11 protein-coding genes are annotated in these 13,460 nt (G+C 52.1%); 2 read left to right on the forward strand and 9 right to left on the reverse strand.

The window, feature by feature from the left end; genetic code table 11:
• Positions 1–2: 2 nt before the first annotated feature.
• From prmA to ACNAU7_RS09730, 4 genes are all read right to left on the reverse strand, one after another.
• The gene (gene prmA / locus ACNAU7_RS09715; RefSeq protein WP_416302110.1) at positions 3–890 is read right to left on the reverse strand and encodes a 50S ribosomal protein L11 methyltransferase; all 888 of its coding nucleotides are present in this window, start codon (positions 888–890) and stop codon (positions 3–5) included.
• Positions 891–1,007: 117 nt separating this feature from the next.
• Complete coding sequence (gene accC / locus ACNAU7_RS09720; RefSeq protein WP_416302102.1) at positions 1,008–2,369, reverse strand: acetyl-CoA carboxylase biotin carboxylase subunit; 1,362 nt, start codon at positions 2,367–2,369, stop codon at positions 1,008–1,010.
• 114 nt (positions 2,370–2,483) lie between these two features.
• Entirely contained in the window at positions 2,484–2,942 is a 459-nt protein-coding gene (gene accB / locus ACNAU7_RS09725; RefSeq protein WP_308018162.1) for an acetyl-CoA carboxylase biotin carboxyl carrier protein, read from the reverse strand.
• A complete protein-coding gene (locus ACNAU7_RS09730; RefSeq protein WP_002214626.1) occupies positions 2,924–3,181 on the reverse strand; it encodes a hypothetical protein in 258 nt (85 codons plus the stop codon). Before ACNAU7_RS09730 ends, accB begins: the two co-directional genes overlap by 19 nt.
• 116 nt (positions 3,182–3,297) lie before the next feature.
• Here ACNAU7_RS09730 and queA point away from each other — a divergent pair, with 116 nt between their 5' ends.
• Complete coding sequence (queA, locus tag ACNAU7_RS09735) at positions 3,298–4,338, forward strand: tRNA preQ1(34) S-adenosylmethionine ribosyltransferase-isomerase QueA (protein ID WP_196429015.1); 1,041 nt, start codon at positions 3,298–3,300, stop codon at positions 4,336–4,338.
• 486 nt (positions 4,339–4,824) lie between these two features.
• Here queA and ACNAU7_RS09740 read toward each other — a convergent pair whose 3' ends face one another.
• A complete protein-coding gene (locus tag ACNAU7_RS09740; protein ID WP_416302103.1) occupies positions 4,825–5,403 on the reverse strand; it encodes an NAD(P)H-dependent oxidoreductase in 579 nt (192 codons plus the stop codon).
• Between the two features lie 103 nt (positions 5,404–5,506).
• Between ACNAU7_RS09740 and crgA the strand changes: the two genes are divergently transcribed.
• Positions 5,507–6,406, forward strand: coding sequence for a LysR family transcriptional regulator CrgA (gene crgA / locus ACNAU7_RS09745; protein ID WP_416302104.1), 900 nt, complete (start codon positions 5,507–5,509; stop codon positions 6,404–6,406).
• Positions 6,407–6,631: 225 nt separating this feature from the next.
• On the opposite strand, the gene carB is transcribed toward crgA, so the two are convergent.
• From carB to carA, 4 genes are all read right to left on the reverse strand, one after another.
• A complete protein-coding gene (gene carB / locus ACNAU7_RS09750; protein WP_416302105.1) occupies positions 6,632–9,847 on the reverse strand; it encodes a carbamoyl-phosphate synthase large subunit in 3,216 nt (1,071 codons plus the stop codon).
• Positions 9,826–10,755, reverse strand: coding sequence for a putative phage abortive infection protein (locus tag ACNAU7_RS09755; RefSeq protein WP_416302106.1), 930 nt, complete (start codon positions 10,753–10,755; stop codon positions 9,826–9,828). Before ACNAU7_RS09755 ends, carB begins: the two co-directional genes overlap by 22 nt.
• Before the next feature lie 359 nt (positions 10,756–11,114).
• Positions 11,115–11,372, reverse strand: a complete 258-nt coding sequence (locus tag ACNAU7_RS09760; protein ID WP_016687622.1) for a SemiSWEET family transporter — start codon at positions 11,370–11,372, stop codon at positions 11,115–11,117.
• Between the two features lie 138 nt (positions 11,373–11,510).
• Positions 11,511–12,641, reverse strand: coding sequence for a glutamine-hydrolyzing carbamoyl-phosphate synthase small subunit (carA, locus tag ACNAU7_RS09765; protein WP_416302107.1), 1,131 nt, complete (start codon positions 12,639–12,641; stop codon positions 11,511–11,513).
• Positions 12,642–13,460 lie beyond the last annotated feature (819 nt).

Raw genomic sequence — 13,460 nt, forward strand, 5'->3', positions numbered from 1 at the left:
TGTCAGCGTTTTGTCCCGCTCAATCGCGCCCATCCTTCTTCGGTTTCCGCAGGATCGAGATCGAACCATTGGCTGTAAATGCCGCTGAGTTCTTCGATTTGTTCGTCCAACAAACCGGATAACACGATGCGGCCGCCTTGTTTGGTGCGGGCGGCAAGCATTTCGCCGAGCATACGTAAAGGGTTGGCGAGGATGTTGGCAACAACTACGTCGAATTGCCCTTGAGGCAGGCCGTCGGGCAGGAAGAATTGTGCATCGACGTTGTTTTGTTCGGCGTTGTCCTTGCTGGCACGGATGGCCTGTTCGTCAATATCGACGCCGACGGCAGAACCTGCACCGAGTTTGAGGGCGGCGATGGTCAGGATACCTGAACCGCAGCCGTAGTCGAGGACGCTTTCGCCGTTTTTGAGTTGTGTATCCAGCCATTTGAGGCAGAGGCGCGTGGTCGGGTGGCTGCCGGTGCCGAAGGCGAGACCGGGATCGAGGCGTAGGTTGACGGCAGTGCCTTCGGGGGCTTCGTGCCAAGAGGGGGTAATCCACAGGCGTTCGGAAATTTGGATGGGGTCGAATTGCGATTGCGTGAGACGCACCCAGTCTTGGTCTTCGATGGTTTCGCCGGTGTATGCCAAGTCTTTTAACCCGCATTCTTGTGCGGCGGTTTGGATGATGGTGGCGGCTTCGTCGTGTTCGCCGAACAGGGCGATGACTTTGCTCTGCTGCCAGATTTGTTCGGCGGGCATACCGGGTTCGCCGAAAATCGCCTGTTCGTTTTGCGTGCCGGCGTAGGCATCTTCGATGGCGGCGGAGAGTGCGCCGTGTTCCATCAGCGCGTCGGCGAGGCGTTCGGCGACGGCATCGTTGACGTTGATGGTGATTTGTTGGTAAGGCATAGCGGGCTTTCTTAACAGACCTTCGGAATAGGGTCGTACTGTATAAGGGGATGGGTGTGTAACGGAAATGCCGTCTGAAAACGGACAAACTGTTTCAGACGGCATATCGGGGACGGCTTATTTGTCCTGTTTGGCTTTGCGATCTTCCAGCCAGTGTTCCAAATAGTGGATGCTGACGCCGCCTTTTTGGAAAACTGGGTCGTTGAACAAGTCGCGGTGCAGCGGCGTATTGGTTTTAATGCCGGTAATCGCCAGCTCGGCAAGGGCTACGCGCATTTTGGCCATGGCTTGGTCGCGGTCTTTACCGACGACGCAGACTTTGCCGATCAGGCTGTCGTAGTAAGGAGGGATGCGGTAGCCTTGGTAAATGTGGCTGTCGACGCGGATACCGAAGCCGCCGGGCAGATGGCAGCTTTCAATCAGACCCGGGCTTGGGATGAAATTGTACGGGTCTTCGGCGTTGATACGGCACTCAAACGCGTGGCCTTCGACTTGAATATCCTTTTGTTTGTATTGCAACGGCAGGCCGGCCGCAATGCGCAATTGCTCTTGTACGATGTCCACGCCGGTGATGAGCTCGGTAACCGGATGCTCAACCTGAACGCGTGTGTTCATCTCGATAAAGAAGAACTCGCCGTCTTCGTAAAGGAATTCAAACGTACCTGCGCCGCGATAGCCGATGCGTTTGCAGGCGTCGGCACAGGCTTTGCCGATTTTGGCGCGTTCTTTTTCAGTGATGAACGGAGCCGGTGCTTCCTCGATAACTTTTTGGTGGCGGCGCTGCATGGAGCAGTCGCGCTCGGCAAGGTAGACGGCGTTGCCGTGTTCGTCGGCAATCACTTGGATTTCGACGTGGCGCGGACGTTGCAAATAGCGTTCCATGTAAACCATCGGGTTGCCGAATGCCGCGCCTGCTTCGGCTTTGGTCATTTCAACAGACTGGAGGAGGTCTTCTTTTTTCTCGACGACGCGCATACCGCGGCCGCCACCGCCGCCGGAGGCTTTGATAATGACGGGATAACCGACTTTATCGGCGATTTTGAGGATTTCTTCGCCGTCGTCGGGCAGCGCGCCGTCAGAACCGGGAACACAAGGCACGCCCGCTTCGATCATGGCGTGTTTGGCGGATACTTTGTCGCCCATCAGGCGGATGGTGTCTGCTTTAGGGCCGATGAAGATAAAGCCCGATTGTTCGACCTGTTCGGCGAAATTGGCGTTTTCGGCAAGGAAGCCGTAGCCGGGGTGGATGGCATCTGCATCGGTAACCTCGGCGGCGGCGATAATGGCGGGGATATTCAGATAGCTTTGCGCCGAGGAGGCGGGACCGATACACACGGATTCGTCGGCAAGTTTGACGTGGAGACTGTCTTTGTCGGCTTCGGAGTGGACGGCAACGGTGGCAATGCCCATTTCACGGCAGGCTCGCAGCACCCGCAATGCGATTTCGCCGCGGTTGGCGATTAAAACTTTTTTCAACATGATGACTTTTCCTGTGGTTTCAGGCGACCCGACATAAAAGAGGCGGGTGCAAAAATGCTGGAAGGAGAAAGCATTTCAGACGGCATCGGGAATCTATGCCGTCTGAAAACAGGATTATTCGATAATGAAGAGCGGTTCGCCGAATTCGACGGGGGTACCGTTTTCGACCAGGATTTCTTTGACCGTACCGGATTTTTCGGCTTCAATTTCGTTCATCAGTTTCATCGCTTCGATGATGCACAAGGTGTCGCCTGCTTTAACTTGTTGTCCGACTTCGACAAATGCGGAGGCATTCGGGCCGGGTGCGCGGTAGAACGTACCGACCATAGGTGATTTTTGCGCATTGGACAAATCTCGGGTTGCAGGTGCTGCGGCAGGCGCGGGGGTTGTTGCGGCGGGTGCCGGTGCAGGTGCGGCAGCCATGGTTGCGGCAGGTGCGGGTGCGGCATAAACCGGGGCTGCTGCGATGGTTCGGGTAATGCGGACTTTTTCTTCGCCTTCGGTAACTTCGATTTCGGCGATACCCGATTCTTCAACCAAATCAATCAGTTTTTTTAATTTGCGCAAATCCATTTCTGTTCCTTTAAAGGCTGCCGGTGTTCCGGCGGGTTGTTGCGTTGGTTTTTCAGAAAACAGCCGGCTTGCGGCAACGGCGCAAACCGGGCGGAATGGTGTTCGGATACGGTTTTCCTGTGGTGGAAAACGACCGTGAGAATGTGTTTATTTTCCCGAAGTTGTCGGTAAATGTCCAGTAAAATATCAAAAAACGGCGGTTTTTGGGGGAAATGTGCAGGAAGTTTGATTTTGCGCACAAGATGTTCCAGGTTAAGAGTGTTTATTCTAATCTGTTGGTTTTTCGGACAAAGATGCCGTCTGAAAAAGGGCTAAAGTGCGTATAATGGCGGCTTGCCCGAACGAGAGTGTAAAAATGGATATTTCAGATTTTGATTTTACCCTGCCCGAAAAGCTGATTGCCCAGCATCCGCCCGAAGTGCGCGGCAGCAGCCGCCTTTTGGTTGCGTTGCCCGATATGCCGCTGCAAGACCGGGTGTTCGGCGATTTGCCGGATTATGTCGAGGCGGGCGACGTTTTGGTGTTCAACAACACCAAAGTCATGAAGGCGCGGCTGTTTGGGCAGAAAGACAGCGGCGGCAGGATCGAAGCCCTGATTGAGCGCGTGTTGGACAACCATACCGCACTGGCGCACATCCGTTCGTCCAAGTCCCCCAAGCCCGGTATGGGGCTGGTGTTTGAAGGCGGCATCCGCGCCGTGATGGTCGGGCGTGAGGGCGAACTGTTCTGCCTGCGTTTTGAAGGCGGTCAAACCGTTTACGAACTTTTGGAACAGAACGGCCATTTGCCTCTGCCGCCTTATATCGAACGTGCCGCCGATGCGGATGACGACAGCCGTTATCAAACCGTTTATGCCAAATATCAGGGTGCGGTCGCCGCGCCGACGGCGGGTCTGCATTTTACGGAAGAACTTTTGCGCCGCCTGAAAGACAAAGGCGCAGTAACCGCAGAAGTAACCCTGCACGTCGGTGCGGGGACATTCCAACCCGTGCGTGTGGAAAAAATCGAAGAACACAAAATGCACAGCGAATGGTTTGAAGTGCCGTCTGAAACCGCCGCCGCCGTTGAAGCCGCCAAAGCGCGCGGCAATAAGGTGTGGGCGGTCGGCACGACTTCCATGCGCGCCCTCGAGTCTGCCGCGCGCGAGACGGGACGCTTGAAGGACGGACAGGGCGACACCGATATTTTCATCACGCCGGGCTACCGTTTTAATGTTGTCGACAGGCTGGTTACCAATTTTCATTTGCCGAAATCGACGCTGCTGATGTTGGTCAGCGCGTTTTCGGGTATGGGTCATATCCGCGCCGTGTATCGTCATGCGGTTGAACGCGAATACCGTTTCTTCAGCTACGGCGATGCGATGGTTTTGGGGCGGAACGAAGAGGTGGTACGTTAGAACAGCCCCAAGTCTATTGCGGGAAGACAAGTGCCGTCTGAACGGATGTTCGGACGGCATTCTTTTGTTGATTTGAATGAAAGGAACTGTATGACATAGATTCAGGCGCGAGAGGCGAGAAACTCAAAGAGCGGTGGGATAAGCAAAAATCCCCATGCTGCCAACAAGGGGATTTTTGCATTCCTGCCAAGTTTGAAACTTTACAGGAATCATCAAAATGCAAATCTCTATTTCAGCAGGCAATTTGCAATTGACTGTAACGATTGATGCTGGAATGATTCTAGCCTTGATTGTTGCTTTTAAGTCAATAATCCACCAAAACCGCCCGAGCAATCGGACGGTTTCCTATTTGGCGATACCCACCGCCAGAGCCTTCGAAGATTCTGCCCTAAATAATCTGCACCTTAGTCGGTTGGTTAATCCAACTTTAGGGGTGTAGATCATTCAATCTTTCAGACGGCCTTTGTTTGTTTATAAGACAAATTTTTAGCCGAACACTTTTTCCAAGTGTGCCTGATAGTCTGCCAGGTATTTTTCCACTTGCGGATTTTTAATTACATCGTTACATAAGAATGTCGGCAGGCGGCTCAAGCCGATGAACTCGTTGAGTTTGTGGAAATGCATATACAAAACATCCGCGCCTTTGCCTTCGAAGAAATCGCCTTCGCGGGTAAAGGCTTCAATCGGCGCATTCCAAGTCAGCGAAAGCATATGTTTTTTGCCTTGCAACAAGCCGCCTGTGCCGTAGCCCTCGGTCGGATTGGCACTGTGCCTGCCATCGCTGTGATATAACTTGCCGTGTCCGCCGGTTAATACTTCGTCTATATATTTTTTCACTGTCCAAGGCTCGTGCATCCACCAGCCCGGCATTTGCCAAATCACAGCATCCATCCACAAGAATTTTTCGATTTCCGCCTCAACATCATAGCCGGCATCAATCACGGTTTCTTGTACATTGTGTCCGAGCGCGGTCAAAACTTCTTTCGCTTTTTTGTGAAGCGTGCGGTTTAACCCGCCGTGAGAATGTCCGAACGCTTTGCCGCCGTCTAATAATAAAATATTCATTTGTTACCTCGTTTGTGAATTGATGAATGTATTGTGCCGTTTTACTTTGTAATTTAAAAGTGCAAAAATAAGAAAACACTTTTGCGTCAAATGGAATAATAAAATGAAAACCAATTCAGAAGAACTGACCGTATTTGTTCAAGTGGTGGAAAGCGGCAGCTTCAGCCGTGCGGCGGAGCAGTTGGCGATGGCAAATTCTGCCGTAAGCCGCATCGTCAAACGGCTGGAGGAAAAGTTGGGTGTGAACCTGCTCAACCGCACCACGCGGCAACTCAGTCTGACGGAAGAAGGCGCGCAATATTTCCGCCGCGCGCAGAGAATCCTGCAAGAAATGGCAGCGGCGGAAACCGAAATGCTGGCAGTGCACGAAGTGCCGCAAGGCGTGTTGCGCGTGGATTCCGCGATGCCGATGGTGCTGCATCTGCTGGCGCCACTGGCAGCAAAATTCAACGAACGCTATCCGCATATCCGACTTTCGCTCGTTTCTTCCGAAGGCTATATCAATCTGATTGAACGCAAAGTCGATATTGCCTTACGGGCCGGAGAATTGGACGATTCCGGGCTGCGTGCACGCCATCTGTTTGACAGCCGCTTCCGCGTAGTCGCCAGTCCTGAATACCTGGCAAAACACGGCACGCCGCAATCTACAGAAGATCTTGCCAACCATCAATGTTTAGGCTTCACAGAACCCGGTTCTCTAAATACATGGGCGGTTTTAGATGCGCAAGGAAATCCCTATAAAATTTCACCGCACTTTACCGCCAGCAGCGGTGAAATCTTACGCTCGTTGTGCCTTTCAGGTTGCGGTATTGCTTGCTTATCAGATTTTTTGGTTGACAACGACATCGCTGAAGGAAAGTTAATTCCCCTGCTCGCCGAACAAACCTCCAATAAAACGCACCCCTTCAATGCTGTTTATTACAGCGATAAAGCCGTCAACCTCCGCTTACGCGTATTTTTGGATTTTTTGGCGGAGGAACTGGGAAACAATCTCTGTGGATAATTCTATAGAAATCCGTCATAAAACTGTTTTTGCTTACTTAATAACTTTGAGAAAAAATAAATAAGATGATGTATAGCCGGCGGCAATGGCAGTCTATATGGGGAGCGTGATAGGGCTGTTCCTTATGTGCGGCTTGTATGTGGCAACATCGGCTTTCCGAATGACAAAATGCCGTCTGAAACCGCAAAACGGCTTCAGACGGCATTGTTCAACCTGATTCAGGCATCAGTTGCGGTTTTTCAAACGCCCGTGCAACTCTTGAACGCTGTACACGCCCAGATGGTCTCGGCTTTTCGCGCCTTCGCTCATCGCTTCGCCGCCGGCAGTGGTGGTGTATTGCGGCACGCGTTGCTGCAATGCGCTTTGGCGGATGATGTGGCTGTCGGACACGGATTGCGGATCGCTGGAAACGGTATTCACGACCAGTGCGATTTCACCGTTTTTCAGCGCGTCGCCGATGTGCGGGCGGCCTTCGGGGACTTTATTGATGGTTTGTACAATCAGCCCGTGTTCGGTCAGGTATTGCGCCGTGCCGCGCGTGGCGCAGATGCCGTAGCCTAAGGCTTGGAAGTTTTTGGCGGTTTTGATGACGCGTTCTTTGTCTTCTTCGCGCACGGAGAGGAAGATTTTGCCGGTCGGGTTGAGGCGTTCGCCCGCGCCGAGTTGGGCTTTGTAGTAGGCTTCGCCGAAGCTTGCGCCCACGCCCATGACTTCGCCGGTGGAGCGCATTTCCGGTCCCAAAATCGTATCCACGCCCGGGAATTTGATGAAGGGGAACACGGCCTCTTTAACGGCATAGAAATCGGGGACGACTTCTTTTTCCACGCCTTGTTCTTTCAGGGAAATCCCCGCCATCGCCCGCGCGCCGACTTTGGCGAGCGGCACGCCGGTGGCTTTGGAGACGAAGGGGACGGTACGGCTGGCACGAGGGTTCACTTCCAATACGAACACCACGCCGTCCTGTACGGCAAACTGCACGTTCATCAGACCGATCACGCCCAGCGCGTACGCCATCGCTTTGGTTTGGCGGCGGATTTCGTCTTGGATTTCTTCGCTTAAGGAGTAGGGCGGCAGCGAGCAGCCGGAGTCGCCGGAGTGGATGCCCGCCTGTTCGACGTGCTGCATGATGCCGCCGATAACGACGTCTTTGCCGTCTGAAACGCAGTCTACATCGACTTCAATCGCGTTGTTCAGGAAGAAGTCGAGCAACACGGGGCTGTCTTCGGAAACCTGCACGGCTTCGCGCATATATTTTTGCAACTGCTCGGCAGAGTGAACAATCTGCATGGCGCGGCCGCCCAAAACATAAGACGGGCGCACGACCAGCGGATAACCGATTTCTTCGGCTTTGACGAGCGCTTCTTCTTCGTTGTGGGCGATGCGGTTGGGCGGTTGGCGCAGGCCTAAGTCGTTCAACACTTTTTGGAAGCGTTCGCGGTCTTCGGCGGCATCGATGCTGTCGGCGGACGTGCCGATGATGTTCACGCCGTTTTCAACCAGCGCGTTGGCGAGTTTCAGCGGGGTTTGACCGCCGTAATGCACAATCACGCCCCACGGGTTTTCGGTGCGGACGATTTCCAACACGTCTTCCAATGTCAGCGGCTCGAAATAGAGGCGGTCGCTGGTGTCGAAGTCGGTGGACACGGTTTCTGGGTTGCAGTTGACCATAATCGTTTCAAAGCCCGATTCGCGCAGGGCAAGCGCGGCGTGAACGCAGCAGTAGTCAAACTCAATGCCCTGACCGATGCGGTTCGGGCCGCCGCCGAGAATCATCACTTTTTTACGGTCGGAAGGACGCGCTTCGCATTCTTCTTCGTAAGTAGAGTAGAGGTAGGCGGTTTCGGTGGCAAACTCGGCGGCGCAGGTATCGACGCGTTTGTACACGGGATGCAGCTTCAGCGCGTAGCGGTGTTCGCGCACTTCTTTTTCGCTTACGTTCAACAATTGTGCCAAACGTTTGTCGGAGAAGCCTTTGCGTTTCAGACGACGTAAGGCGGCGTAATCCAAATCACTCAAAATGCCGTCTGAAACCGCTTTTTCTTCCTTCATCAAGTCTTCGATTTGTGCCAAGAACCAAGGGTCGATGGCGCAGATTTCGTGGATTTCTTCCAGCGTGAAGCCCGCGCGGAATGCGTCTGCCACAAACAGCATACGTTCGGGGCCTGGGTTCGCCAGTTCGCGGCGGATTTCCGCTTTGTCGGAGCTTCTCGGATTGAAGCCGCACAAGCCTGTTTCCAAGCCGCGCAGGGCTTTTTGGAAGCTTTCCTGAATCGTGCGGCCCATCGCCATCACTTCGCCCACCGATTTCATCTGCGTGGTCAGGCGGTCGTCTGCGGCAGGGAATTTTTCAAACGCGAAACGCGGGATTTTGGTCACGACATAGTCGATGGAAGGCTCGAACGACGCGGGGGTTTTGCCGCCGGTGATGTCGTTGCGCAACTCGTCCAGCGTAAAGCCGACCGCCAGTTTTGCCGCCACTTTCGCAATCGGGAAGCCCGTCGCTTTGGAAGCCAGCGCGGACGAACGGCTCACGCGCGGGTTCATCTCAATCACAATCATCTCGCCGTTTTCAGGGTTCACCGCAAACTGCACGTTCGAGCCGCCCGTGTCCACGCCGATTTCGCGCAATACCGCCAAGCTTGCGTTGCGCATGATTTGGTATTCCTTGTCCGTCAGCGTTTGCGCCGGCGCAACCGTAATCGAGTCGCCCGTATGCACGCCCATCGGGTCGAAGTTTTCAATCGAGCAGATGATGATGCAGTTGTCGTTCTTATCGCGTACAACCTCCATCTCGTACTCTTTCCAGCCGAGCACGGACTGCTCAATCAACAGCTCGTGCGTGGGAGACGCATCGAAACCGCGTTCGCAAATCGCCAAAAACTCGTCTTTATTGTAGGCAATACCGCCGCCCGAACCGCCCATGGTGAAAGAAGGACGAATCAGCGTCGGGAAGCCGACCTGTTCCTGCGCCGCCAAAGCTTCGTTCATCGTGTGGCAGACAAAAGATTTCGGACAGGAGAGGCCGATTTTTTCCATCGCCTCCTTAAAGCGTCCGCGGTCTTCCGCTTTGTCGATCGCGTCTTCCGTCGCGCCGATCAGCTCGACATTGTATTTCGCCAACACGCCGTTGCGCGCCAAATCCAGCGCACAGTTCAGCGCGGTCTGACCGCCCATCGTGGGCAGAATCGCATCAGGCCGCTCCTTGGCGATAATCTTCTCCACCGTCTGCCACATAATCGGCTCGATGTAGGTAACATCCGCCATTTCAGGGTCGGTCATAATCGTGGCGGGGTTGGAATTCACCAGAATGACTTTATAGCCTTCTTCACGTAAAGCCTTACAGGCCTGTGCGCCCGAATAGTCAAATTCGCAGGCCTGACCGATAACGATAGGGCCGGCGCCGATGATAAGGATGGATTTTAGGTCGGTACGTTTGGGCATGGTGTTTCCTTTTTCCAAGTTTCTATAGTTGGTGAGATCTCAATTCTTATAGGGGTGATATTGTCTTTTTTTGACTTTGGGTTGAACTCAAAATATTCTAATTCTTTAAGCAATTCAAATTTTGTAACGTACTGTCTAAAATCTTCTCCTTCTTCAATTAAACAGTTCAAAAAAAGAAAGTGCAATTCAAGATAAGATAATTGCGCTCTTACTATTTCTGCATATTCACTCTTTTCTTTTTCATTAAATTGTGATTCATCAATAAACTTAAAAATATGGAATAAATTTCTAAAATAATGTCCTAAATATTGACGCTGCTGTTGTTCTTTGTATATAAAATTATATGACTCCTTTAATGAATTTATATCTTTTCCATTTTTCTTTTCTTCCGCACCCTTCGCATTTTCTTTTTTTTCTTCCGTATTCCTAGATTGAATTTTATATCCTTTCTCTAACATTCCTCGAAAAAGCCAAAATGTATCAATTCCACGATGAATTTCACCTTCATCATCCTTGGCCATTAAAGACCGTAAAATGTAATGATGATTTTCTATTAGTTTAAAAATTTGATCTCTATCCTCTGCTAATAAAAAAGATTCTTGCGATTTCTGCAGGTTTTGTTCAGCTATTTGCAAGCTTTTTTCAGCTGTTCCTTGGCTTTGGTTGGTTTTGTCCAAAATTTCTTTGTGGAAATATATAAGCAAAAAGATATTGACTGCCGTTAATGTTGGATTAAGAATACCACCAATATAATCTCCAAACTGCCCGAATTTTTCTTGGTCTCCAAGTGAACTATGGAACTGAGAAGCATAAGCAATAAAAGTAATTGCTACTACTATTGATGCCATTATTGATGAGATTAATATTGGCAAATTTAATTGTTTAGTTTTTTTATCTGGGTTTTCCATATCATATCCATGATTCTATTTATTTAAAATAATCAGCACACGTAGGTTGAGGCAAGGCCAATAAAACTGTCAAGTAAGCGACGGCAGATTGTACAAGTCGTAGCCCGCATATAGAGTGTGTGCTGTACGCACGCACGCGTTCTTCATTTTCCCTGCAATCCCGACCCACCGCGTGCGTGCCTTGCGGCACACACCCTACCGATGGGTTCAAAGGTCGTCTGAAAAAACGCTCGCGGCGTTTGTTCCATCTGCCTTTCTATAAAAAGCTACCTGAAAAATTCCTGCCGTTGATATTTTGGTGACTCTTTTTCAGACGACCTTTTGCGTTTTTATGTTGCACAGGCCGTCTGAAAACTTCCTTAAAAACTAGTGATAAATGTAATCAAGCCCAAAATGATACCGGGGGCGTTTGCCAGCATGACGGGGTAGTCGCGTTTTTCTTTCAAAAAGCCGTAGGCAACCCATAATGTGCAGTTGATGGCGGCGACGAGGGGTTGCAGCGGCGAGCCGGGGTTGCCGGCAAGGTTGTTTTGGATTTGTGGGATATAGGAAACGTACATGCCGACGGCGGTCAGGGTGGCGACGACGGATAGGATGCGCATTTGCTTTTCTGTCATGGTTTTTCCTTTCTGATTTGAGGGCTGAGTTTGCAGACAGTATAGATGTTGAGAGGGTGTCTGAATTTATATTTTTTGAGGTTTGGTTTTCAGACGGCCTATTGTTGAGTTGAGTGTGGCCGTCTGAAAAAATCAGCTTTATTGTTTTGCCGCCTTCATATTGCCAATAAATTTGTCAAACAGATAGCCGACGTCTTGCGGGCCGGGGCTGGCTTCGGGGTGCCCTTGGAAGCAGAACACGGGTTTGTCTATCAGTTCGATGCCTTGCAAGGTGTTGTCAAACAAGGATTTGTGGGTAATCCTTGCGTTGGCGGGCAGGGTGTCGACATCGACGGCGAAACCGTGGTTTTGGCTGGTAATGACGACTTTGCCGCTGTCCAAATCTTGTACAGGGTGGTTCGCACCGTGGTGGCTGAAGCGCATTTTCAGGGTTTTCGCGCCGATGGCGAGGCTGATGAGCTGGTGTCCCAAGCAGATGCCGAAAATCGGTTTGCCGCTTTCCATCAGTTTTTGTATGGCTTTGATGGCGTAGTCGCAAGGCTCGGGGTCGCCGGGGCCGTTGGACAGGAACACGCCGTCGGGATTGAGTGCCAACACGTCTTGTGCGCTTGTTTGGGCGGGGACGACGGTCAGGCGGCAGCCGCGCGAGGCGAGCATACGCAGGATGTTGGTTTTCACGCCGAAATCGTAGGCGACGACGTGGTAAGGCTGTTCGTCAGGAGTAACGAAACCCTTGCCCAATTCCCATTCGCCTTCCGTCCATTCGTAAGTTTCCGTGCAGGAAACTTCTTTTGCCAAGTCTTTGCCGACCATACTGCCGAATGCGGCGATGAGTTCTTGTGCTTTTTCAACGGTGGCATCTGCGCCGGTTAAAATGGCACCACCTTGCGCGCCTTTTTCGCGCAGCAGCGTGGTCAGGCGGCGGGTGTCGATGTCGGCGATGGCGACGGTTTTGTTGCGTACCAAATAGTCGTGCAGGCTTTCAGAGGCGCGGAAGTTGCTGTGCAAGAGCGGCAAGTCTCGGATAATCAAACCGGCGGCGTAAACGCTGCGGCTTTCTTCATCTTCGGCGTTGGTGCCGGTATTGCCGATGTGCGGATAGGTGAGGGTAACGATTTGTTTGCAGTAGGACGGGTCGGTCAGGATTTCCTGATAGCCGGTCATCGAAGTATTGAACACGACTTCGCCGGAAGTCGAACCTTCGTAACCGATTGATGTGCCGTGAAATACGCTGCCGTCAGCGAGGACGAGGAGGGCGGGGGTGCTCATGATGGGAATCCTGTTTTTAATAAAATTCTTGACAATGCCGTCTGAAGGGACTTCGGCAGGGGGCATCCGGTCGGAAAAATCCGGTCAAAAAAAAACACGCCGCGTAAGATAGACGCGTAACGTGCTTTTCGGGCAAGTGCCTATACCCTGAAAGCAGCATATTTTAAGACGAAACATACCCGATTTCAAGCGCAAACGCGGCAGGCGGGCTGATATGTTCGCGCGAAAACGGAAATCCGGGGCATAAAACCGCTCGTTCCGCGCCCACAATGCCCGTTACGCATTTTCCCACGTCCGCCCGGCGAAACTATGGGAATACCCGAATCGTCAGGAATGCCCGAATCGTCATTCCCGCGCAGGCGGGAATCCAGACCCGTCGGCGCAGAAACTTATCGGATATAACGGTTTCTTGAGATTCCGCATCCTAGATTCCCGCCTGCGCGGGAATGACGCATTTTATTTGCTGCCCCCATCCCGAAAACGCAAAAAATGCCGTCTGAAAGCTCTGTAGTGTGGGCTTCAGCCCACCGATTCCATCAATCCCACATTTCCACCGTTTTCATCGAATACACCGAATCCGCCCTACGCAACTGAACCGTCATTCCCGCGCAGGCGGGAATCCAGACCCGTCGGCACGGAAACTTATCGGGTGCAACGGTTTCTTGAGATTCCGCATCCTAGATTCCCGCCTGCGCGGGAATGACGGCATCGGTTTGTCGGCGGTTCATTTGCCCCCCCTCCGAAAAACGCAAACAATGCCGTCTGAACGATCTGTAGGGTGGGCTTCAGCCCACCGATTCCGCCAATATTACCCATCCT

The sequence above is a fragment of the Neisseria sp. LACPHL-SPEC-2024-00856 genome, from assembly GCF_047915665.1.
GTDB classification, from domain to species: Bacteria; Pseudomonadota; Gammaproteobacteria; order Burkholderiales; family Neisseriaceae; genus Neisseria; species Neisseria polysaccharea.

Bases quoted from the DNA above. Each gene is read 5' to 3' on its own strand.
- prmA (WP_416302110.1), bottom strand. From the start codon at position 890: ATGCCTTACCAACAAATCACCATCAACGTCAACGATGCCGTCGCCGAA.
- accC (WP_416302102.1), bottom strand. From the start codon at position 2,369: ATGTTGAAAAAAGTTTTAATCGCCAACCGCGGCGAAATCGCATTGCGG.
- accB (WP_308018162.1), bottom strand. From the start codon at position 2,942: ATGGATTTGCGCAAATTAAAAAAACTGATTGATTTGGTTGAAGAATCG.
- queA (WP_196429015.1), top strand. From the start codon at position 3,298: ATGGATATTTCAGATTTTGATTTTACCCTGCCCGAAAAGCTGATTGCC.
- ACNAU7_RS09740 (WP_416302103.1), bottom strand. From the start codon at position 5,403: ATGAATATTTTATTATTAGACGGCGGCAAAGCGTTCGGACATTCTCAC.
- crgA (WP_416302104.1), top strand. From the start codon at position 5,507: ATGAAAACCAATTCAGAAGAACTGACCGTATTTGTTCAAGTGGTGGAA.
- carB (WP_416302105.1), bottom strand. From the start codon at position 9,847: ATGCCCAAACGTACCGACCTAAAATCCATCCTTATCATCGGCGCCGGC.
- ACNAU7_RS09755 (WP_416302106.1), bottom strand. From the start codon at position 10,755: ATGGAAAACCCAGATAAAAAAACTAAACAATTAAATTTGCCAATATTA.
- ACNAU7_RS09760 (WP_016687622.1), bottom strand. From the start codon at position 11,372: ATGACAGAAAAGCAAATGCGCATCCTATCCGTCGTCGCCACCCTGACC.
- carA (WP_416302107.1), bottom strand. From the start codon at position 12,641: ATGAGCACCCCCGCCCTCCTCGTCCTCGCTGACGGCAGCGTATTTCAC.